This is a genomic window from Rhodococcus sp. DMF-1, from assembly GCF_021441945.1.
Taxonomy (GTDB): domain Bacteria; phylum Actinomycetota; class Actinomycetes; order Mycobacteriales; family Mycobacteriaceae; genus Rhodococcus; species Rhodococcus ruber.
In genome coordinates this window covers 4,569,544-4,590,751 of record NZ_CP090442.1, presented here as the reverse complement: position 1 = coordinate 4,590,751, position 21,208 = coordinate 4,569,544, and the positions used below count along the sequence as shown (strand labels likewise).

At 67.9% G+C, this 21,208-nt stretch carries 18 protein-coding genes, 1 pseudogene and 1 other annotated feature; of the genes and pseudogenes, 5 read left to right on the top strand and 14 right to left on the bottom strand.

The features are described 5' to 3' along the window. Window positions 1-367: 367 nt before the first annotated feature. Window positions 368-520: pseudogene (locus LZP97_RS21005) on the bottom strand (NF041680 family putative transposase); the annotation flags it as partial. Between the two features lie 138 nt (window positions 521-658). Further along, window positions 659-1,884 (bottom strand): IS3 family transposase gene (locus LZP97_RS21000; RefSeq protein ID WP_096824248.1). Its coding sequence is split into 2 segments (ribosomal slippage): window positions 659-1,602 and window positions 1,602-1,884, totalling 1,227 coding nucleotides; the frame shifts between segments, so codons are not numbered across the junction. Next, window positions 1,481-1,615: a sequence feature (AL1L pseudoknot), on the bottom strand. It overlaps the preceding gene by 135 nt. 995 nt (window positions 1,885-2,879) lie before the next feature. Here LZP97_RS21000 and LZP97_RS20995 point away from each other — a divergent pair. Continuing rightward, window positions 2,880-4,307 carry an apiosidase-like domain-containing protein gene (locus LZP97_RS20995; RefSeq protein ID WP_006946719.1) on the top strand — a complete coding sequence of 476 codons (1,428 nt, stop codon included), beginning with the start codon at window positions 2,880-2,882 and terminating at the stop codon, window positions 4,305-4,307. A 153-nt stretch (window positions 4,308-4,460) separates the two neighbouring features. Here LZP97_RS20995 and LZP97_RS20990 read toward each other — a convergent pair whose 3' ends face one another. The 6 genes from LZP97_RS20990 to LZP97_RS20965 form a co-directional block, all read right to left on the bottom strand. After that, window positions 4,461-4,922, bottom strand: coding sequence for a cytochrome P450 (locus LZP97_RS20990; RefSeq protein WP_006946722.1), 462 nt, complete (start codon window positions 4,920-4,922; stop codon window positions 4,461-4,463). 145 nt (window positions 4,923-5,067) lie between these two features. Then, window positions 5,068-6,084, bottom strand: coding sequence for a hypothetical protein (locus LZP97_RS20985; RefSeq protein WP_006946724.1), 1,017 nt, complete (start codon window positions 6,082-6,084; stop codon window positions 5,068-5,070). A gap of 1 nt (window position 6,085) precedes the next feature. Then, the gene (locus LZP97_RS20980) at window positions 6,086-7,252 is read right to left on the bottom strand and encodes a site-specific integrase (RefSeq protein WP_006946726.1); all 1,167 of its coding nucleotides are present in this window, start codon (window positions 7,250-7,252) and stop codon (window positions 6,086-6,088) included. A gap of 283 nt (window positions 7,253-7,535) precedes the next feature. Next, the gene (locus tag LZP97_RS20975; protein ID WP_006946728.1) at window positions 7,536-8,414 is read right to left on the bottom strand and encodes a TniQ family protein; all 879 of its coding nucleotides are present in this window, start codon (window positions 8,412-8,414) and stop codon (window positions 7,536-7,538) included. Between the two features lie 8 nt (window positions 8,415-8,422). Beyond that, window positions 8,423-9,451, bottom strand: coding sequence for an ATP-binding protein (locus LZP97_RS20970; RefSeq protein ID WP_006946730.1), 1,029 nt, complete (start codon window positions 9,449-9,451; stop codon window positions 8,423-8,425). Next, window positions 9,442-10,290 (bottom strand): Mu transposase C-terminal domain-containing protein, encoded by an 849-nt coding sequence (locus LZP97_RS20965; protein ID WP_161800560.1) that lies wholly within the window; start codon window positions 10,288-10,290, stop codon window positions 9,442-9,444. The genes LZP97_RS20970 and LZP97_RS20965 overlap by 10 nt, the downstream gene beginning before the upstream one ends. An 83-nt stretch (window positions 10,291-10,373) precedes the next feature. Here LZP97_RS20965 and LZP97_RS20960 point away from each other — a divergent pair, with 83 nt between their 5' ends. The 4 genes from LZP97_RS20960 to LZP97_RS20945 all read left to right on the top strand — a co-directional run bounded on the left by LZP97_RS20960 (window position 10,374) and on the right by LZP97_RS20945 (window position 13,778). Beyond that, window positions 10,374-10,652: a DUF5372 family protein gene (locus LZP97_RS20960; protein WP_006946732.1), complete on the top strand. Its 279-nt coding sequence runs from the start codon at window positions 10,374-10,376 to the stop codon at window positions 10,650-10,652. A 174-nt stretch (window positions 10,653-10,826) separates the two neighbouring features. Further along, window positions 10,827-11,303 (top strand): helix-turn-helix domain-containing protein, encoded by a 477-nt coding sequence (locus LZP97_RS20955; protein ID WP_006946733.1) that lies wholly within the window; start codon window positions 10,827-10,829, stop codon window positions 11,301-11,303. Window positions 11,304-11,466: 163 nt separating this feature from the next. Then, a complete protein-coding gene (locus LZP97_RS20950; RefSeq protein ID WP_006946734.1) occupies window positions 11,467-11,700 on the top strand; it encodes a hypothetical protein in 234 nt (77 codons plus the stop codon). 14 nt (window positions 11,701-11,714) lie between these two features. Next, window positions 11,715-13,778, top strand: a complete 2,064-nt coding sequence (locus LZP97_RS20945) for a recombinase family protein (RefSeq protein ID WP_006946735.1) — start codon at window positions 11,715-11,717, stop codon at window positions 13,776-13,778. Between the two features lie 27 nt (window positions 13,779-13,805). Here the strand turns inward: LZP97_RS20945 and LZP97_RS20940 are convergent, their stop codons facing one another. The 6 genes from LZP97_RS20940 to LZP97_RS20915 all read right to left on the bottom strand — a co-directional run bounded on the left by LZP97_RS20940 (window position 13,806) and on the right by LZP97_RS20915 (window position 20,858). Beyond that, window positions 13,806-15,053, bottom strand: coding sequence for an integrase catalytic domain-containing protein (locus LZP97_RS20940; protein WP_049904242.1), 1,248 nt, complete (start codon window positions 15,051-15,053; stop codon window positions 13,806-13,808). Continuing rightward, entirely contained in the window at window positions 15,043-15,924 is an 882-nt protein-coding gene (locus tag LZP97_RS20935) for a TnsA-like heteromeric transposase endonuclease subunit (protein ID WP_234574905.1), read from the bottom strand. The genes LZP97_RS20940 and LZP97_RS20935 overlap by 11 nt, the downstream gene beginning before the upstream one ends. Window positions 15,925-16,001: 77 nt before the next feature. Continuing rightward, window positions 16,002-16,982: a TniQ family protein gene (locus LZP97_RS20930; protein ID WP_010596657.1), complete on the bottom strand. Its 981-nt coding sequence runs from the start codon at window positions 16,980-16,982 to the stop codon at window positions 16,002-16,004. Further along, complete coding sequence (locus tag LZP97_RS20925; RefSeq protein ID WP_010596658.1) at window positions 16,979-18,007, bottom strand: TniB family NTP-binding protein; 1,029 nt, start codon at window positions 18,005-18,007, stop codon at window positions 16,979-16,981. Before LZP97_RS20925 ends, LZP97_RS20930 begins: the two co-directional genes overlap by 4 nt. Next, the gene (locus LZP97_RS20920; protein ID WP_040273180.1) at window positions 18,004-20,112 is read right to left on the bottom strand and encodes a Mu transposase C-terminal domain-containing protein; all 2,109 of its coding nucleotides are present in this window, start codon (window positions 20,110-20,112) and stop codon (window positions 18,004-18,006) included. Before LZP97_RS20920 ends, LZP97_RS20925 begins: the two co-directional genes overlap by 4 nt. After that, window positions 20,112-20,858 carry a TnsA-like heteromeric transposase endonuclease subunit gene (locus LZP97_RS20915; RefSeq protein WP_230831874.1) on the bottom strand — a complete coding sequence of 249 codons (747 nt, stop codon included), beginning with the start codon at window positions 20,856-20,858 and terminating at the stop codon, window positions 20,112-20,114. Before LZP97_RS20915 ends, LZP97_RS20920 begins: the two co-directional genes overlap by 1 nt. Window positions 20,859-21,208: the final 350 nt, after the last annotated feature.

Here is a 21,208-nt window from a genome sequence, read left to right as displayed (position 1 = left end):
ACGAGGGTGAACGCCAGCCGGGGCAGGTCGTAGCCTTCCGTCGAAGATCAGCAGGATGTCCGGGTCGTCGTCTCGGTGGTGGCCGGCCGCCCGCAGACGTCCGACGACGTTCCGGATCTGGGTGGCGGTCACGGCGGTCGGGTCGTCGTCGGGGTGCAGGCGCACCGCGTCGAGCACCGCCGTCCACGAGGTGCGGCCCGGTTCGAGCGCGGCGACGAACGAGTACTGCCAGCCGGGGATCAGTTGCGCCTGTCCCTTGCCGCGGCCGTAGACGTGGCAGAACGACCGCTGCGGACTCGTCGGGGCGTGAAGGCCGCAGCCAGGCACTGACATCGACGGCCAACACGATCGCGCCCTCACGGTCGCGTGGGATCGACTCGGCACCAATGACATTCCGTAGAGGAGCGATATCAATTCCACCGTAGCCCAGTCCGTCGTACAGGGCGCCGTGGCCGCGACGGTGCTCGGGCGCCAGGGACAACTCGACGAGGGTGCGGACCGCGCCGCCGGAGCACAGCACCGCGTCGGTCAACTCGAACAACGCGTCACGACGAGTGGTCAGGCAGTCGTAGAACCGGCCCCGGAATCCCGCCAGGTCGACACGCGCATCGATGTGTCAAGTCCTGAGTCTTGTTGAGGCTGAGCGTGTGTTCAGTTCTCAGGCCGCAGAGGCGGCCGGCCGTTGTGCGTAGTAGGCGGTCTCGATCTCGGCCGGGGTGCGATAGTCGAGCATGCCGTGGACCCGTTCGGTATTGAACCAATGCACCCATTGCGCGGTAGCGGCCTCGACGTCTTCCCGGCCGGTCCAAGGGCCGTCGAGGAAGATCAACTCGGCCTTGTACAGCGAATTCAGCGTCTCCGCCATGGCATTGTCGTAGGAGTCCCCCTTGGATCCGACCGAGGCGACCGCGGCGGCCTGGTCCAGGGTCTGGGCGTAGCGGAGCGCTCGGTATTGCACGCCGCGGTCGCTGTGGTGCACCAGTCCGGTGACGTCCTGGCCTGCGCGTCGTCGTGCCCACAGGCCCATCTTCAACGCGTCGAGGGCCAGGTCGGTGTACATCCGCGTCGAGGTCTGCCAGCCGACGATCATGCGGGAAAACACGTCCAGGACGAACGCGACGTAGACCCATCCGGACTGTGTGCGCACATACGTCAGATCGGCCACCCACAATTGGTTCGGCGCGGTGGCCGTGAAATCCCGCTCGACGAGGTCACGGGGCCGATCGGTCTCCGGTGCCGGCTTCGTCGTGCGCGGCCATTTCCCGCGCACGGTGCCACGGACACCGAGTTCGCGGCAGAGTCGCTCGATGGTGCAGCGGGCCACCTCGTGACCTTCCCGGACCAGTTGGGCGTGGATCTTGCGGATCCCGTAGACCCGCATCCTCGGGTGGGAGTGGATGCGCATGATGTGTTCTTTGAGGAGGGCATCGCGGCGTGCACGGACGCTCGGTTCGCGGCCTATGAAGGCGTAGTAGGTGCCCGGGGCGATCTTGACCTCGGTGTTCTCGGACAGAACGCGACAGATCGGTTCGATCCCCCAGCGGTGTTTGTGCTCGTCGATGAAGGCAACGATCACTTCAGTCGGCGGTCGAACTCCGCCTTCGCGAAAAACGCTGTAGCAGAGCGAAGTATCTCCATCGACTGTCGTAGTTCGCGGTTCTCCTTCTCCAGGCGGCGGATGCGCGCTTCGGCGTCGACCGGCTCGGTCGGGAGCTCGTCGTCTTCGGCCTTGCGCACCCAGGTCCGCAGGGCTTCCTTGTGGACACCAGTCTGCTCGGCGATCCGGTTGATCGCGCCGGTGCGGGTGTCGGGGTCGCGGCGGGCTTCGACGGCGAGTCGGGTCGCTCGCTCACGGAGTTCCTGGGGGTATTTGTAGTTCGCCATGATGAGTCTGGGGGTGATCCTTCCGGGATATCTGGCTCACCCTCAATGAAACCAGGGACGATTCAATGCTCGGCTGCTCGCCGATGGACCGCACGTCGGGCACACTGATGCTCACGGTCACCGCCTGTTTTCGTCTCGGATGTTCTGTGGAAGGAACCCCAAGATGATCGGGTGGTGGCCGTCTCGCGTCGCCGCGACACGCCGAACAACACCGGCCCTGCCGTCGCAGCAAGTCGCCAAGGTTAAAAATCAAGCTCAGGGTTCGGATGAACGACAGCCGCTCGACGACCCGGTCGCCGCCCGCCCCTTCTCGACCAGATCGCGGTGCACCTGTCGGATGGGAACGCCCAGGCCGATCCGATCGATGAACCGGGCTTCGACACTGCGTGCCCCATCCGAGCAGCAGCGAGTCACAGCCGACAAGACTACGGGAATTACGCTGCAAGGCACCATCTTGAGAAGGCGATCCGAGCAGCAGAGACAGTGCCGCCCATCAAATCACCCTCGCGGAATCGACCCAGTCTGCGCACTTCGACCATGCGCCCCATCAACACCTTCGGCAAACGCAGCAACGTGGCCTGCGGTAAGGACGAATTTGACGGCATTGACTTCAGAGTCGGGGCGCAACAATGCTCCAGACGACCACCCGATGCGGAGACACAGCTACTGCCCGCACACCGCCACCGTCGTAGCTCCGCCCACCCGCGGACCACGGACCGGCCGCTGTCACCCCTCGGCGCTGCACTCCACCTGACCACGGCTCACTCGAGCAGGCGGTGCGAACGACCCGGGATATTGGGTCACTGTCGGGCACTCGACCCGCACGATCCGGTCAATGTCGAATTAATAAGGCGGAACAAGATATACGATCGATCCGGAGTCGGGACCGATCGCCACATGCAGCCACTCCCATAACACCGGGGGCACCGGAACGACCGACGCCGCGCCGATACGCCCCGTCTCTCGGCTTCTGCGCCTCGGCGGAGGAGGGAAAGATGAAACGAACAGGCGCCGTGATCGCGCTGATGTTGGTCGCGAGTTGCTCGGACACGGGCGGCTCACAGACTCGACCGCCCTCATCGACAACCGTGGCAGCCGCCGCACCGTGCAGCGAAGCCGACAGCGCCAACACGCGCTACATCACCTCGATCAGCCACGACGGGCGCTACTTCGAAGACCAGCACGGTAACCCGATCCTGATTCGCGGGGACTCGCCGTGGTCCGGCATGGCGGACTGGTCGCCCGAGCAAGCCGAGTCGTACTTCGCGAATCGTGCGGGCCACGGATTCAACGCCTCCATCATTTCTGCGATCGGCGTCCCCGGCAACGGTGGACCGAGTGAGGACGGAGCCACCTTCGACGGCATCGAACCGTTCGTCGACGGTGACATCACGGCATGGAACAAGCCGTATTGGCAGCGTGTCGACGAGTACTTCCGGATTGCCTGCCGGTACGGCAACACCCTGTTCCTCTACCCGATGGACGGATGGAACCTCTCGGAGGTGTTCGCGGCGGCGACTCCCGAACAGGCCGTGGTCTACGGCCGGATGTTCGCCCAGCGATACGCCCGGTTCCCGAACATCGTCTGGCTGACCGGCGGTGACTATTCCCCGGACGCAGACGATCCCGCCGCCGGCTCGGACTCGGACCATCTCCTGCGCGGCATGCTCGACGGGATCAGGGCGGCCGGTTCGGACAGGCCGTTCTCGATCCAGCTGGGGCCCGAGAAATCCCTCTCCACGGACAATCCCTTCTGGGAACCCCTGGTGGACTGGAACTTCGTCTACACCTACATGCCCACGTACAAGGCGGTGCTGGACGGGTACGAGCGACCGGCGGGCGTGAGGGATCCACGTCCCGCCGTCTTCTCGGAGGGCAACTACGAGGGCGAGAACAATCAGTCCGACACGGCGCCGACGACCGACGAGACGCTTCGCCGCCAAGCCCTGTGGGCGTTGACCTCCGGCTCCCCGGGGGAATTCCGCGGCTCCGACGACTGGGAGTTCCGGGACGGCTGGGAAGCGCGCCTCGATACCCCCGCCGTCACGCAGCTCGAGGCGATCCGCGAGCTGTGGGCGTCGTGGCGCTGGTGGGAGCTGGTGCCGGATGTCGACGAGCCGTTCGTGCTTGACGGGCGCGGGATGCGGTCGACGGACGACGAGATGGTGGACGTCCTGGACAACGACTACGTCACCGCTGCCCGTACGCCGGACGGCGCGCTCGCCGTCGTCTATGTGCCGACGCAGCGCACGATGCGCCTCGCGTTGTCGCTGATCCCGCCGGGCGCGAGATTCGCGTGGATCGATCCGGCCGATGCGGCTGCCCCGTCGCGGCCCGCGCAGGTCGATCGAAACGGACGCGTCTCCACTCCGGGAGCGAACGCCGGGGGCGACGAGGACTGGTTGCTAGTGATCACACCATGATCTTCCGACCGGCTGATATTTTTGTCGCCAAGATTGCCGATTCGGCACGCCACTACGCGGGATTGTCGACCGGACGGCCGGGGCGCTCCGTATCGATCAACCGAAAAGGGTCACGCTGTCGATCTTTTCGCGACTGGGCGTCGCGTATCACTACTAGCATGGTCGCATCTCCCGTCGCACCTTCTCGGGGCGGATCGTCAGAAGCTCCTTGACCGTCAGCTCGTATCCCGGGGTGGGCACGATGGCGAAGCGCGTGAGGATCTGTGCCAGCGCGAGTACCGTCTCGTGCAGCGCGAACTGGCGGCCGATGCACGCACGCGCACCGATGCCGAACGGCTTGTATGCGTGCGCCGGGCGCACCGGCACCGTCGCGAGCAGGAACCAGTCCGGATCGAACGCTCTGCGTTGCCCCACAGTTTTGGGTCGTGGTGGCGCAAGCAGCACAACCAGGATCGTTTGGCTCTTGCGGATCGGAGAGTCGGCCAGGGTGGTCTCCTGCCGGGCCTTCCGGAAGAAGGCCGGATCGGACGGCCACAGGCGCACCGTCTCTTCGATGATGCGCCGGACGTAGCGCAGCTTGACTCCCTGCTCGAAGCGCACCGATGCGCCGTCCATTCCAAGCACCTGGTCGATCTCTTCGCGCGCGCGCTCGATGATCTCGGATTGAGCGACAGGTCGTTCAGGCTAACGACAGAAATGCCGCGGTGATCTCGGGACCTGTTGCAACGGGTTGTCTTGCCGCCCCGTTACAGGGCTGGGGTTACAGCTCCTCCAGCACGGTGAGCAGCTCCTCGAGCAGGGCATCGGCACGATCCTCGATCTCGTCGAAGACGTCGGCGAGACCGTCCAGACTGTCATGGGCACTGCGGCGAGCCGCGATACCGCGTTTGTAGTAGTGCGGGTCGAGGTCGATCTCCGACTCGATCCACGCCGTAGGTCCCTCGTCGCGGTCGCTCTGCTTACGCAGCGGCAGCGGGGCACGGGCCCGCACCCGGCCAGCCAGGTGGTCTCGCACGATCGAGGCGATGGACTGCGCCGTCATCGGCTGCGGCATCAGCGGCAGGTGTCCCCAGCGGTCGATCGGACACAGCAGGGGGTGGCGGGCCTGCCGGTCGGTGAGCGCGCCCTGGTCGACCTCGATCGGGTCGGTCAGGTGCTGGGCAAGCAGGTCGGTGTTCGGGTACGCGTCCAGGAACGCCTGGATCTCCGCCCACCGCCGGTAGACCGCCGCCGGGCTCTCGGCAGCGGCGGACTCCGGTGCCAGGCAGAACCGTTCACCCCCGTCGGTGGTGGCGACGAGGGCGCCGGCATCGAGATGGATGTCGCCGCGGCGCAGCCGGGCCAGTTGCGCGAACGGCATCCCGGTCGCGGCCAGGGTCAACAGGAGCGCGTCGCGGCGGCCGAACAGCCCGCTCGGCCAGCCGGTGACCGGCAGCTCGGCGGCTTTGTGCAGCAGGAGCGGGGCGAACCGGTCGAGGCGGGCGGCGCGGGTGGTGTCGAGGCGGCGGCGGACGGTTTCGCTGCGGCCGGGTGCCGGGTGGCCGTGGCGGGTGTGGACGGTGTTGATCGCCGAGACCCGCCGCCGCTGGGTCGCGGGCGCCGCGGGATGCTCGCGCAGGAACAGCGCGAGCGCCTCGGGGGTGGCGGGCAGCGGGGGCTGGTCGGTGGCGGTGCACCAGTCGGCGAACAGCGCCCAGTCGTGCCGATAGCGGGCCGGGATCCGCAGGCCGGACACCGTTTCCGAAGAATCGTCGAGGCGTTCGGTCGAGGTGCTCACGCTATAAGCCCAGGTTGGTGACGGCGTTGCCGAGCAGGGGGGCGTGTTCGCGGGCGTAGACCTCGAGCATGGCCGGGGTGGTGTGCCCGGTCTGGCGCATGATCGCGTGCGCGGAGGCGCCGTTGCGGAAGGCCTGGGTGACGAACCCGGCCCGCAGCGAATGCCCACCGAGCTGCCGGACGAGGTCGGGGTCGTAGCCCGCCAACTCGGCGCGGCGGCGGATCGCGTGGTGCACCGCCGCCCCCGAGAGTGCAGTCTCGGAGAGGTTGCCGTTGCGGCGGATCGAGCGCAGCAACGGCGCACCCGAGGTGGTGCGCGGTCGCGATCCCCGGCACACGTGCGCGTCGAACGGCTCGGCGTGCCGGAGTAGCCGGATCACGCCGGGGCGCCCGGCGGTGTCGAACGCGGCGACGACCTGCGCCCACCGCAGCCATGCACACGGCGGGCAGCTGGTGTGGCTGTGGGTGAAGGGCAGGGCGCGGACGGTGCCGCGGCCCTCCTGATCGGTCTTCGATTTGCGGAGGCGGATGTGCAGGCCGTCGAGCCGGTGCAACGCCACATCTCCGCAGGTCAGGGCGACGAGTTCGCTGCGGCGGAAGGCCCCGGCGAAGCCGAGCAGCAGGATCGCGGTGTCGCGGCGTTCGACCACTTCGTCGGACCAGCCCTGGCAGTCGGCGCGGGCCTTGTCGACGATGGCGAGGATGTCGGCGGTGAGCAGCGGCGCCCGGGGGCTGCGGGGCCGGTCGCCGGTGGTGGCGTAGTCGCGGCGGATCCCGGACAGGGTCGCTTTCACGAGATCGTCGCCGGTGGGAGCCGGGTGTCCGCTCTGGCGGTGGTGGTGGGCGATCGCGGCGAGGCGGTGCGCGAGGGTGGCCGGGGCGTAGGCCCGCTGTCCCGCCTCGGTGACGGTGTCGGCGCAGGCGACCAGGTAGGCGGCGACGGTGACCGGGTGCGCCGGCACCGCGACATGGCCCTCGCGCGCGCACCAGGTGGTGAAGGCCCGCCACGCCGAGGCGTAGGTGCGGCGGGTGCCGGCGGCCCGCGCCGACGCCACCGACTCCGCGATCCGCGCCGCCGTATCGGGCGCCAGGTCCGGCAGTGCGGGCCCGGCGGAGGTCGCAGGTACTAGGAGCGGCGCGTCCTGGGCGGGTTCGGTCTCCGTATCCACGGGGGGGAACGCTACCGGAGGGCGCCGACACCGTCTGTCCTCGCTCGAGATAGTTGTCGGAGAGCAGGGAGTTCACCTGCGGTGCAACAACTATCTCGAGCGAAGGTGGCGACAGACGTCCAAGATAGTTGTCGTAAATCATCGAATCATCCTTGCAAGAAAGCGGACGGCGTCTCCTGCTCACCTCTCGGCCACTCCGCGTGTGAACCTCTCAGATTCTCCCGTCGCTGCGACCGTGTCGGTGGGGAGTCGAGGCTCGGGGCCGGTTCGGGACTTCGCCGGGTCAGATAACGGTTTCGGCGGGTCCTGTCCGAGCGTGGTGACGCTGCTCGATGCATCGTGTGAGCAACGGATCGAACACGCCGGCCGGGACGGCGCCGTCTGTGACGGTCTCTGTGAGGTAGCCGATCGTTTCGTGTCGGTCCGTCGTGTTCATGTGCAGCAGCCGGTTTCGCCATGCGGCGTCGGCGAGGAAGGTGGTCACCGCGACGGCCACGGGGTATTCGGCGGTCCGGCAGATCGCCGACGACGGACACCACCGTCCGGGGTCCGGTTCGAGAACGGCCATCCGAGCGTGGATGGACCGGAACGGCCACGGCAGTTGCTTGTGCCACTCGTGGACGAGGTGGGACGCGTCTTCGAATGCGTAGCGGACCTGTTCGCGGCCGAACCGCACGATCAGCCGCTGGTGGCGGCGGTGCGCCGCAAGGACATCGGGCAGCGCCGAGATGTCGATACGTGGCCATCGGTCTTCGCACGTCAGCACCGGCCCGCCGGTCCAGATCCGGTGCCGCCGACACAGCACCTGCTCGTGGGTGGCCCATACCCGCACGGGCCGGGCGGGCCCACGCAGCCCGGTGCAGGACGGGCAGTAGTTCGAGGAGCCGACCGCCGTGGGGCGTCCCCGCAGTGCCGGATAGGTGGCGACGTCGTCAGGGGTGCGTAGTTCGGGTAGCGCGAAGATCAGGGTGCGTTCCGGCAGGCCCGTGAGGTCATGGACGGTCTCCCGGTCGGGGAGGGCGGTGTCCGCGACGTGGTGTCCGAATGCGCTGCCCGGCAGTCCGTTTGCCTCGCCGAGCCGGTGTAGGTAGCTGGAGAGATGCTCGTTGGGGAACGGGGCGAGGCGGCGGGGCAGTCGGCGCCGGATGCGGCGGCGGGTCACCGGGGGAATCATGGGCCGGCGGCGGCGCAGTGGGCGGTCGCGGACTCGGCGGCGTGGTCGATGATGGTCTCGTCGAGGGTGCCGCGGGTGATGGACTCGTCCCCGGAGAGGACCGCGCTGATCGCGGCCACGCGGACCAGGTGCGAGAGACTGCTGATCGATCCACCGGTGCGTTGGTGCAGGTATTTCGCGTTGCGGGTGAGGGTGCCCGGCGTGTGGGCGTAGAGGCGCAGCGCGGATTCGAGGGAGGCAACGAGGGCTTTCCATTCGCCGTCGTAAGGAAACGGGCCGGTGCGCACCAGCACCGAACGGGCGGAGATCTGTTGCCCCCGCACCCCGGTGAACAGGCCGGAGCGTTCGACGTTGATGCCGGCGTAGACGAAGGTGGCGGGCATGTGCTCGGTGAAGTATTTCAGGTGATCGGACATGTCCTCGCCGACGCTGGTGGCCAGGTTCAGGTTGTGGATTTCGTCGACGATCACCAGGTCGGTGCGGGCTTCGGTGAGTACCCGGCAGACGGAGTCGGCGATGTCGGTGGTGTTGTGGCGTGACTTGTCGGGCAGGCCCAGGAAATGCGCGAACTCGGCGGCGAGTTTGCGTGGGGAGCCCTTCGGTGGGGTGGTGATGTAGACGACGGGGATGCGGTCCTGGCCGGGGTATTTGCGGCGGATGTTCTGTTCGTGGACCTTGCCGAGCAGTTTGATGCCGGTCGTTTTGCCGCTGGCCCACGGACCGGAGACGATCAGGGCGCGGCGGGCGCCGCATTCGCGTTGGTTGAGCAGGGTCAGCAGCCGGCCCTGGTGGGTGAGGTGGCGGACGGTGGAGGTTTCGATGATCACCAGTTCCGAGTGGTAGGCGATGCGCCGGTCGTCGTATCCGATCCGCTGGGCTGGTGACAACGCCTCCCGGGCGGGGGTGTCGAGGAGGGTGCAGGTGGCGGGTGTGGCGTCGACGAAGGAGCGCCACCCCTCCAGGGTGACCGAGGGAAGTTGCCGCGGATCGAGTTGCTCCTCGTCCGGCGGTGCTGTTACCACCATGTGCGGGACTCCTTGTCGGCGTCGAAGACGGGCAACGGGACGATGTCGGCGACGTCCTCGTCGTCTTCGGGCGCGAACATCGCCGCCGCCGGCGGCGGTGTCCCGGGTATCGGCGTCGGTGCGGCGGTGGCCGCGCGGGTGCGGGCGGCCACCCGCCTGTCCTTCGCGGTTTTCGTGCGGCGCTTGCGGCGGGGATGTGGCGGCGGTGGCGGGCCGGCCCGGTCGAGTAGGTCGTCGACGGCGGCTTTGATCGTCTCCTCCGACGGTGTGCTCGCGCCTCGCTCGGCGACGATCCTGCGGGCATGCTCCCACGCGGCGTCACCGAACGGCTGCGGCATGGCGTGCAGTTGCCGCCAGTAGGCAACGATGAACCCGCCGTCGCGGTGGTTGCGCACCCAGACCCGGGTCACGTCGTACGGGTCGTAGTGCACCTGCCACCGCTTGCCCAAGAGTTTCGGGCCCGAATGTTGGCCGCGATAGCCGTTGAGCTCGTCGCTGTCGTAGATCCGGTGGTTGATCTTGATGCCGTAGGAGTTGATCACCCGAGGAGTCGACGGCAGCAGCGCGATGTAGTCGTCCCCGGACAAGGGGGTCGGCACGTAGCCGGCGACGGTGAGCAGGGCCGCGTACTTCTCGTTCGGGGTCAGCACCCGCTGCGGGTTCAGCGGGTCACGCAGTCCGTCGTGTGGGCGGTTCTGCCAGTGGGTGAGGATCCATTCGTCGAGCAGATCCTGTAGCTCGATCAGGGAGAACACAGCCCGCTCGTCGGCGCCGGTGCCGCGGTGTTCGATCGACGCACCCAGATAGCCCGTAACATACTGAGCGAAGAGCGTTTTCACCGATCCCAGAGTGCGTTCGATGATCGGTTTGGCCGACGTCGTCAACTACACCCAATCTCGACGATCGGTACCGACGTGTGCGGGTGACACACCGGTTCCATCCACTGTTCGGCCGGGACTTCGAGTTCGTCGCGCACCGGCAGAACTGGGGCGAGGACCGGGTCCACCTGCACGACGAGAACGGGGAGCTGTTCTCCCTGCCGGCCGGGTGGACCGACGTCGCCCCGGTCGACCCGTTCGTGGTCGTCGCCGACGGACGTTGTGCGTTCACCACCGACGGGCTGCTGGCGGTGGCGGATCTGATCGACCGGCGCCGGGCGCAGCGCGACGGTGACGAAGACGTCAGGCGGATTACGCCGTGAACGTCAAGAGAATTATGCCGGGACCGACTTTTCGATCCGGACGCGAACACGAGCCTGCAATTGCAAATATTCATGTGCTACAGCAGATAATGGATGGCAGTCGGTGTGTCGCGAAGATTCTTCAGCGCAGCGTCGTCATAATTATATTGACGATCGCATGGTTCAGGAGGCGACATGACCCGGCGCGCAACACCCGAGGACCCCAAGACGGCGGCGCTGCGCGAGGCCCGCAGCCTGAACCCGCACCCCGAAGGGGTGAGCGATCCGGGGTTCTTGACCGAGGAGTTCTTCGACGCCCGGGACGCGGTGCAGGTCAAGTACGAGATGGTGCGAGCCGTCCTGGTGGACGGCCAATCGGTGACCGCGGCCGCGGCGGCGTTCGGGTACTCCCGGCAGACCTACTACCAGGCGGCCGCCGCGCTGGCCGAGGGCGGACTGGACGGGCTGGTCGCCGCCAAGCCCGGCCCCCGCGCCGGGCACAAGCTCACCGGCGAGATCCTGGCCTGGGCCGAGCAGCAGCTCGCCGGCGATCCCGCACTGAAACCGGCCGACCTGGTCGAGCCGATCGAGCAGCGGTTCGGCGTGCGCGTGCACCCCCGCTCCATCGAGCGAGCGGTGGCCCGCGTCCGGGAGCACTCCAAAAGCCGCTGACTCACCCGTCTTCGAGCAGAAGGAGGACCCCGCGCCGGAGCCGGGCAGGTCCCGGTCGCGCTCGGACGCCGACCGGGACGAAGGCCCGCTCGACACCCGGTACGAACAGCTCCGTCACGCCGCCCTGCACGAGGGCGCCCGCGCGTTCCCGCTCGGGCTCGGCGTGCTGGTCGGCAGGGGCGTCACCGCCTGGCGGCGGGCACTGACCCGGCTGACCTGCGACCGCGCCCTGTCCCGCGGCCCCGGCCCGGCGACCACCCTCGGACCGGCAGCGGGCGGTCCGGGCGGCCCGATCGATCTGTCGGGCGCACTGACCGCCGAACTCATCGACGTCCTGGCCGCCGTCGCGCTCGCCGGCGCCGGCCCCGGTCCGCCGCCCCCGTCCCCACCGCCGTGAGGAGAGTCCCACCGATGTTCACCGACACCCACCCGACCGCCGGCCCGTCCAAGGTGACCGCCGCACACCTGCAGCGCCGGGCCCTGCTCTACGTCCGCCAGTCCAGCCTCAAACAGGTCCTGCACAACACCGAGTCCGCGATCCGCCAATACGACCTGCGCGGCAAGGCGATCGCGCTCGGCTGGGCCGCCGACCAGATCACCGTCATCGACATCGACCAGGGCCAGTCCGGGGCCTCGGCCGCCGACCGCGAAGGCTTCGGGCAACTGGTCGCCGACGTCTCCCTCGGCCGCGCCGGAATCGTCCTCGGCCTCGAATGCTCCCGCCTGGCCCGCAACAGCGCCGACTGGCACCAACTGCTCGAACTCTGCGCGATGACCGGCACACTGATCTGCGACGAGGACGGCCTCTACGATCCCCGCACCTTCAACGACCGCCTCCTGCTCGGCATGAAAGGCCAAATGTCGGAAGCTGAACTGCATTTCATCAAGGCACGGCTGCGCGGTGGGCAACTGTCCAAGGCCCGCCGCGGCGAGCTGATCACGCCGCTGCCGGTCGGGCTGGTCTACGACGGAGCCCACCACGTCATCCTCGACCCCGACACCGCGGTCCGCGGCGCGCTGGCGCACCTGTTCAGCACCTTCGAGGCCACCGGATCGGCATCCGCGTGCGTCAAGGCGTTCCACACCGCCGGGCTGCTCTTCCCCTGGCGGCACCTCAAAGGCCCCCGCAAGGGAGAGATCGACTGGAAGCCGCTGGCCCACAGCACCGCGCTGCGGGTGCTGCACAATCCCCGATACGCCGGCGCCTTCACATACGGACGGCACAGCCACCACACGATGCCGGGTGGCAAGACCGTCACCACGCAACTGCCCCGCGAGCAGTGGGTTTCCTTCATCCCCGGCGCCCACCCCGGATACATCACCCTCGACCGGTACGACGCCAATCTCGCACGCCTGCAATCGAACGCGGCCGCACACGGGCGTGAGCGCCGCAGCGGGCCGCCGCGGGAAGGGCCGGCGCTGCTGCAGGGCATCATCGTCTGCGGCCGGTGCGGGCTGAAGATGACCGTCCGCTACCACCACCGCCGCGGCACCGAGGTGCCGACCTACATGTGCCAACGCGACGGCATCGAGAACGGCCGACCGGTCTGCGCCACCATCCCCGGCCAGGACCTCGATCAGGCGATCGGGCAACTGCTGATCGACACCCTCACCCCGCTCACCGTCGAAGCGGCCCTGCAGGTCTCGGCCGAGCTCGAGCACCGGGCCGCCGACGCCGACCGGCTACGTGCCGCGCACGTCGAACGCGCCCACTACCTCGCCGACCTGGCCCGCCGCCGCTACCTGGCCGTCGACCCCGCCAACCGGCTGGTCGCCGACACCCTCGAGGCCGACTGGAACACCGCCCTCCGCGCGCTGAACCAGGCGCAGGAGAGCTACGAGAGGGCCCGACACGAGGGCACCGGACACCTGACCGACGCGCAGAAGACCCGAATCAATCAACTGGTCACCGACCTGCCCGCGATCTGGAACGACCCGGACACCCCGCAGCGCGAACGCAAGCGCATCGCCCGACTGCTGCTCACCGACGTCACCATCACCCGCACCAGTGACACCATCACCGCGCACCTCCGCTTCCCCGGCGGAGATCACACCACGCTCACCCTGCCGACACCCAAACCTATTGGAGAGCAACGCAAAACATCAGACGAGGTCGTCGCCGCCGTTGGCGAACTACTCGACGACCACACCATCGGCGAGATCGCCGACCTCCTGCGCCAACGTGGCCTGACCACCGGCACCGGCGAACCCTTCCACCGACTCAGCGTCGACCGCGTCATCCGGACCTACCGGCTGCGCAGCCGCCGCCAACGCCTGCGCGCCGCCGGTATGCTCACCCTCGCCGAGACCGCCGCCGCCCACGGCGTCACCAAAGACACCGTCAAGGCCTGGCGGCGGGCCGGAATTGTCGGAGGCCAACGGTATAACGACAAGGGCGAGTACCTCTACACCCCACCCGACCCCGACAACCCGCCCGACTGCCCGAAGATCGGCCGCCGCACGAAAGGCCCCTGACCAGCCCAAACGTCAACACCGCACGAATCAACCCGAAGAGGTGCAGTATGCAACCCGAGGTTTGTCGGTGGGAGTGTCCGGATGGGCGGGCTGCGCATTGATCCCGAATCTGTGACAGGCGCTGCGGAAGGTCGACGACAGGTACACGCTGCCGTGGTCGTAGACGATGGTCTCGGGCATGATCACCGGCCGGGCCGCGGCATTCTCGAGCCGGGCATCGATCGAGCGCATCACCCGGTACGGCAGCGCCGAGTACGCCATCGACACCGCCTGCGGCCAGCCGGGACGCATCGGCTCCGGGGTCATCGCCTTCGCCAGCAGCAGAGACGCGTCCACCGCCTTGGTCGTCGGACGCAGGACCGCAGCGGCGATCGTGCGGGTCGCGACATCCACCAACGCGGTCAGCTCGACCCGCCCCGCCAGATCCTCGTCGAGGCGCACTGCCACATCGAAGGGGGTCGAGTCGATCTGCATCCACTCTCCCGGCCGAGTAGCCACGACCGTCCCGAACGGCGCCTGCGGTTGCCTGTCGAGGGTGCGCCGGGTGCGAGCGGGCCCGGTGGCGTGGCGACCTTCCCGCAGACGCCTGAGCAGCCTGTTGAACGTTTGATGTGAAATTAGCGGTACAACTCCTGCTCCATGCGCTGCCACCACTCTCTTCTCGACTTCACGCCGGAGTCGAGCCGCGGTGCCCGACGAGGAACGGACATTCTCGGCGAGGACCTCCTCGAGCGCGGCCAGGTAGCGAGGATCGGTACGCCCGGTAACAGGACCTTCGCGGATCGCCCGGCGGTCGATGAGCCCCGCAATCCCCTCACGCTCATACCGTTGCCGGTATCGCTGAAACACCCTCAACACCATGTGCTCCCCGTCAGCGGCGAGTTCGGCGATCTTCGTGATCTCCCGTTCCCGCAGCGAGGTGCTCGTGACGTCGTATCCCCGGCGCGGCGACGTTCCGGGCGCCGCGTCGATCGGGACTCCATCGACAACCTCGGTAACGTGTCGCTCGAGCCGACAGGCCCGCTCGCGGACCGTCACCGGCAGGGCCTCGAAGTAGTGCGGTCGGATGCGACGCCGCCGGAATGTGGTGGCGACCGGCTCGAAGGTCGGGTCTGCCAGCAGAGCCGTCAGTTTGATCGCCACCCGCATCGCGCCGACTCCGTCGCGCACAGTCAGAAAGACGATCTCGCCGTCGAGTCCGGCGATCTCGTACAGACCGTCCCGGAAGCGCACATGGTCACCCAACTGGAGGGCACCCGGCGGTCTACCGGCCATGACAGAGGTTCTCCGTGACCATCGATTCGGTCGACAGCAGCAGGTCGTCCAACCGCGTCTGCAACGCGTGCGTCCACAGCAGATGAAACAGGCTCGGCAGGACCGCAACAGGATGGCCGACCCGACTCGCCAACTCCCCTATCGAGACCTGACCCGATCCACGCACCATGGTTACCAGTTCCCGGCCCACGTCCACGTCCAAAACGCGTCGATGGCGGTATCCGGCGAGCCAACGCAGGTTCGACAGCCGCACCGGTGGCAGTTCACCGACGCGGCGATAGCTCCAGCCGACCTGTTCGCACACCCGAGCGGTCTCGCCGAACACAACCCGATCCCCGGGCCCGATCAGAGCATCCGGACGCACATCGACCACGTCCCCACGCCCATCGTCATATCGGAGGAAGAAGTCCGGGACGTGAGAGCAGGCTTCGCCGTCGATGACGAAATCCAGCCGAAAGGGCTGGGCTGCCATCCCGACAACCGCACGATCGTGATCGGCGCTGATCACAAAATCCCGCTCCACCCACGACTCGTACGCCACGTGACGATTCGTAGTGGCACACCACCAGAGCCCGGCGTAGTTCTTCTGCCCTTTGTACGAGGCGATCCGCCTGATCGGCGACGCCACTTCCAGCGGCTGCGCATCCCAATCGAAGCCGAGCCCAGCGGACACCGGCTCGCCTTCCGCCGGCAAGTACGTGATGCGTTCGACGACTCGCACAGGAGCCGCCGCGGCCGCCTGCATGGATTCGACATTAAACGACAGGACTCCCCGAACCGTGCAACCGACACCGCGTGTCAGGTCCCGTCTGGTGTGGCGAGGCTGATTCTCGGTGAACTGCGGCTCGCCATGCGGGGTCTGTGCTGCCATGTGTCGTTGTTTCCCGTCTGAAGTGGCGGATTTCTGGTCGGGGTGGTGGGTTCGTGCGCGTGGCGGTCCGGGATGTGTCATCGGCTCGGGGTGTGGTGTCGGTAGGTGAATCTGTAGGTGTGTCGGTGCTGGGCTTGGTGTTGGTCGACCCAGCGGCGTAGGGGGTCGTTGTCGGTGTGCAGGCCTGCGGTCCAGCCGAGGAATCCGAGACGGTGGGCGATGTGCAGGTAGAACGGTCGCTGTTCGTGGACCAGCTCCGCGAGCCCGATCCGGCGACGCCAGGTCGGATCGATCAGGATTTCGGCGAGGATCACCGTCTCGGGCAGAACGAGCAATCGGGTCGGCAGCAGCTGTGGGGCGTGGTTGACGGCGTTGACCGCGTCCTCACGCGCGTTCCATCGCCGGGTGAGCCGCCGGTGCAGGAGCGGATCGGGGTTCCGCCGCCAGGCGATCATGATGTCTTGGGCGGTGTTGACATGGCTGGAAATCCAGTCGGGGTCCTCGTCGCTGCGAAACAGCTTGTCGCGCCGATGGATCGCTTTCGCGATCTCGGGTGCGGAGCTGAGGTTCACCGGCGGCTGTGCGGCGCACTCCCCGAGCCAGAGCTGATGCCGGCGGCAGTAGCCCTCGGCCGCCGACGAGTAGACCCTGATCACGGGAGCGCCGGGAATCTGTGCGATGCAGCGAGGGCAGTGCGTGCGCGTATGTGAGCTGACGCCGGCGAAATGCAGGCTGGGTGTGGCGGGGTCGATGGCATCGCGCCGCGGACCGGGCATCGGCAGGCTGCGTGCCAGTTGCTTCAGCGGGATGCCCGCGAATATCGCGAGCCGCTGCCGGGCGGCGAGGTTGAGCTGGACGTCCCAGTTCTTGAGGACCATGAATCGGTCCGGGCTGGTGTTGTCCGGGTGCCCGATCGACCGGAGCAGTGTTGTCGGCCTGACCAGTTCGTTCGCGGCAGCGAGCCGGAACACGAAGGACAGGGTCGTCTCGCCGCGGACCGGGCGAACCCGGAACGGCAGCGGGACGGCGGGCTTGTGCCAGAGCGGAAGAACGGTCATGACAGCGGCTTGCGGCGCGGGTCGTATTGATTGCCCGCAGCGATGTCGAGGATGACCGCTTCGAGGTGGGCTTTGGTGATCTTCTCGGTGCCGTCGCTGATGGCGTCGTTGGCGGCCTCGTAGATCAGCTGATCGAGGCTGCCGATCATGCCGCCGGTGCGGGCGTGCAGGTAGGGTGCCCAGTCGATCAGGGTTCCGGGTGTGTGGCGGTGCAGCCGCAGTGACTGCTCCATCGTGGCGACCAGCTTCTTCCAGTCGTTCTTGGCGGCGATGGTGTGGTAGGAGAACGGCCCGGTGGTGACCGGGATGAACCGGCCGGCGATCTGCCGGCCCCGGACGCCGGAGAACAGGTTGGTTTCTTCCAGGTCCAGACCGGAGTACACGAACGTGGCGGAGATCGAGTCGAAGAAGTATTTCAGCTGGTCGGATGCGTCTTTTCCCTTCTTCGTCGACAGATCCAACCGGTGGATCTCGTCGACCAGGACCAGCCGGGTGCCGGCCCGGCGCATCACCGCGGCGACCGCGTGCGCGAGGGCTTGTGGGGAGTCGTGGCGGCCGACGGGCAGTCCCAGGAACACCGCCATCTCCCCGGCCAGGGCCTTCGGGTCGGCGTCGGGTGGAATCACGATGTAGACCACCGGGATGCGGTCGGGGATCCCGGGATTGCGGCGTTCGAAGTCGAGCTGGAACCGGCGACCCAAGTGCGTGATCGACGTCGATTTTCCGGTCCCGCTGCCGCCGGAGACCAGCAAGCCCCGCCGGCCGAGCTGCTTGCCGCGGTTGTTGACGATCAGTTTCTGCCCGGTGTGCAGAACCTTGCGGATGTCGGGAGTGGCGACCAGCAGCAACGACGAGTGATAGTCCTGCCGGGCCTCGTCGTAGAGTTCCCGCTCGAGTTCGTCCATCCGCTCACGATCGCTGCCGGAGAGCATCTGCGGTGGTTGAGGATGGGCCGTGCCGACGAACGACGACCAGCCCTCCTTGGTGGCCAGCGGGTGCCGGGCATCGAGATGTATCGAGCTCACCAGCGGCCTTCCTGCTCGTCGAAGGCATCGAGCAGCCCGAACGGCACCACGGTCTCGGCGTCGGCCTCGATCGTCGGATCCGATTCCGCCTGGACCGGCGGTGCGGGCGGCAACGCCGGGGGCCGGGCCGGTTCGGGCAGGGCGGTGGGCCATCGGCCGACCTCGGTGACCTCCACGGGCAGGTGGTTGGGCATCTCGCGGGTGCACGCATGGCGAGCCAGCGGACGGCGGGTGTCGGGGCCGGCTTCGGCGCGGCGCAGCAGCGCGGCCAGGATCACCGCGACCGCCATCTCGTTGGCGTCGTCGACGCCGCGCTGCGCTGCCAGTTTCCGTGCTGCGCGCCAGGTGAAATCGGCGAACGGCTGCCGCACGATGTTCCGGTGCGTCCACGGGACGGTGATCCAGCCGCGGCCGCGGTGGTTCCGGACCCAGACCCGCGAGACGTCGTAGGGGTCGTAATGGACCTCCCAGCGGCCGCCCTTGGTGACGATGCCCGAGGATTCCCCGGCGAAACCGCGCAGCTCGCTGCTGTTGTAGGTGCGGTAGTCGATCTGAACACCGGCATCGCCGATGGCGCGCCATTGCGCCGGCAACAACTCGATATAGTCCTCGCCGGTCAAGGTGACCGGGACATACCCGGCCGCGGCGATCAGCGCCGCGTAGACATCGTTCGGTGACGCGTTCTCGGTGGGGGTGAAGGGGTGCCGCAGCCCCTCGTGCGGGCGGGTCTGCCAACCGGCCAGCACCCATTCGTCGAACAACTCCTGCAGATCCGCCAGCGACCAGACGGCGCGCTCGTCGACGTCGGTGCCGCGGCGGGTGACGTCGCGGCCGGTGTAGCCGGAAACATGCTGGCAGAACAGGGTATTGATCGAGGAGAAGGTGCGTTCGACGATGGCCTTGTCGGTCGGGGTCAGCACGTGCGCGGGCTGCACCGAGATGCCCAAGGTGTCCGCGGCGCGGGCGAACACCTCCGACATGAACACCTTGCCGTGGTCGATCACGACGGTGTCCGGGACGATCACCGGTTTGGCGGCCGCCATCGCCATCCGCGCGTCCAGTGTCACCAGCCGCCGATACGGGATCCGCGACGCCGCCAGCGCCAGCGCATGGTCCCAGCCCGGCCGCATCGGCTCGGGAACGCTCATCCGCGCCAGCATCAGCGCAGCGTCGACGGCTTTCGCGCCGACCGGCCGGAGCACTCCCGCGCCGATGGTGCGGGTGGCGATATCGACGGCCAGCACGAGCTCGGCGCGACCGATCACCCCGTTGTCCATCACCGCCATCACATCGATCGGGGTGGTGTCCAGATGCACCAGCTCCCCCGGCCGCGCGGCGGTGGCCGGGGTGTAGACCTTGTCGGGCCTGTGCGCCGCCGACCGGCGGGTGAGCGCCGAACCGAACGTGTGCCGGCCCTGGGCCAGCACGTCCAGCAGCCGGTAGAACGTCGTCTTCGACGGCATCGGCACCACCCCGGGCCCGTGTTCGTCGTCGAGCATCTGCTTCACCCTCGCGATGACCCGCGATTTCGTGCCCGTCGACGTGCCGGTCTGGGCGTCGATCACCGCCGTCGCCGCGGCAATCACCCGCGGGTCGACCTGCCCGGTCGGCGCGGCCGTCCTGGTGTAGCGGGTGTCGACCAGCCCCCACAACCCCTGCTCGCGGTAGCGCTGCCGCATCCGCTGCACCGTGCGGGCGCTGGTCTGGCGGCCGGCCGCGGTCAGCTCCGCGGCCTTTCGCGTCTCCCTCGACTTCAGCGAGAACACCGTCGGGTCGTACCCCGGCCGCGGCTGCGCATCCTCCGGAGTGTCCGGAAGCAGACCCGTCTCGACCTCGATCACGTGACGTTCCCAGTCCCTGGCCGCCTCCAGCACCTTCTCCGGCAGCGAGGCGAGCAAGTTGCTCGGCTCGATCTTCGGTGCCGGAGCCGCACCGACCAGTTCGAAGTCCTCCGCTGCCAGCAGGAACGACAACGCCACCACGCTCGATTCGCCCGCCTCGGACAACAAGCGGATCTTGGTACCCGAGAGCGCGACGACCGCGTGCGCCGTGCCCTCGAACACGACCCGGTCGCCGACCGACACCACCGGACGTGGCGACCTCATCACCACCCCTGCTCGGACAACGGCACCGACCGGGCACTCGCCAGATCCGCCACGTCCGCCACGTGCGGCGACACCCGCACCACCGTCCGATGGGACAACACCAGCGCCAGATCCGCGAGCAGCCAACGTCGCCACATCAAGTGATAGAGCACCGGCAAGGTGCCCAGCGGATCCCCGGCCGCCTCCGCGCCGTCGAGCAGCGGCTGCGGGCATGCGAACACCTGCAGCAGGTCCCGTGCCGTCGGCTCGTCGAAACAGCGGGGATGCCGGTAGCCGCCCAACCAACGGTGGTTCGCCGCCAGCACCGGGTCCAGCCGGTCCCACACCGCGTACTCCCAGCCGACATCGCCGCAGGCCCGTGCCGTCGCCGCGAACGCTTCCCGATCCCGGTCCTTGATCCGCTCGGACGGCCGTGAATCCAGCACCAGGGTGCGCCCGTGGTCGAGCCGGACCAGGAAGTCCGGGGTGTGCCGCCGCCTCCGGCGCGTGCCGGCGTCCCACAGCAGTGTGAACGGCTGCGACACCACATCCGACACGGTCGGGTCGAAATCCAACGCCACCAGATGATCCCGCTCCACCCACGACTCGAACCCGATCCGCCGGCCCAGCGTCGCCGACCAGTACCAGCCGGGGAAGTTCTTCTGCCCCCGGTACGACGAGAACGACCGCACCGGACCCCCGATCTGCGCAGCGACCTGTGGAAACGACTGCCACGGCAGCCTCCGCCGGTCACCGGAGACCGTCACGAACTCCACCTCGACCCAGCAATCACCCCGGGCACTCGCATCGTCTCGGAGCTCGGAAGCAGTCAGCACCGGAACATCTTCGCCACTTCCGGTGGGAACCCGCCACCGATCCGCCACTTCTCCCGGGAATCCGCCACCTCGATCGGGAACCGACAAGCGTGCGACAACTATCTCGGACGACGCCTTCCGGATGCGACACCTATCTCGGACATCGCACCGACAACGTGGACAAGGACATCTCCGAGCGTAAAAACACGCTCACCACGGGGTTCGCGGGGATCGCTGCGTAAATGGGAATTTTCGTCACCATCTGTAAGCCGTAAACCTAGACCGAATGCAGAAGTGTCTTC

Bases quoted from the DNA above. Each gene is read 5' to 3' on its own strand.
- LZP97_RS20955 (WP_006946733.1), top strand. From the start codon at position 10,827: ATGACCCGGCGCGCAACACCCGAGGACCCCAAGACGGCGGCGCTGCGC.
- LZP97_RS20970 (WP_006946730.1), bottom strand. From the start codon at position 9,451: ATGGTGGTAACAGCACCGCCGGACGAGGAGCAACTCGATCCGCGGCAA.
- LZP97_RS20920 (WP_040273180.1), bottom strand. From the start codon at position 20,112: ATGAGGTCGCCACGTCCGGTGGTGTCGGTCGGCGACCGGGTCGTGTTC.
- LZP97_RS20945 (WP_006946735.1), top strand. From the start codon at position 11,715: ATGTTCACCGACACCCACCCGACCGCCGGCCCGTCCAAGGTGACCGCC.
- LZP97_RS20940 (WP_049904242.1), bottom strand. From the start codon at position 15,053: ATGGCCGGTAGACCGCCGGGTGCCCTCCAGTTGGGTGACCATGTGCGC.
- LZP97_RS20930 (WP_010596657.1), bottom strand. From the start codon at position 16,982: ATGACCGTTCTTCCGCTCTGGCACAAGCCCGCCGTCCCGCTGCCGTTC.
- LZP97_RS20995 (WP_006946719.1), top strand. From the start codon at position 2,880: ATGAAACGAACAGGCGCCGTGATCGCGCTGATGTTGGTCGCGAGTTGC.
- LZP97_RS20935 (WP_234574905.1), bottom strand. From the start codon at position 15,924: ATGGCAGCACAGACCCCGCATGGCGAGCCGCAGTTCACCGAGAATCAG.
- LZP97_RS20990 (WP_006946722.1), bottom strand. From the start codon at position 4,922: ATGGACGGCGCATCGGTGCGCTTCGAGCAGGGAGTCAAGCTGCGCTAC.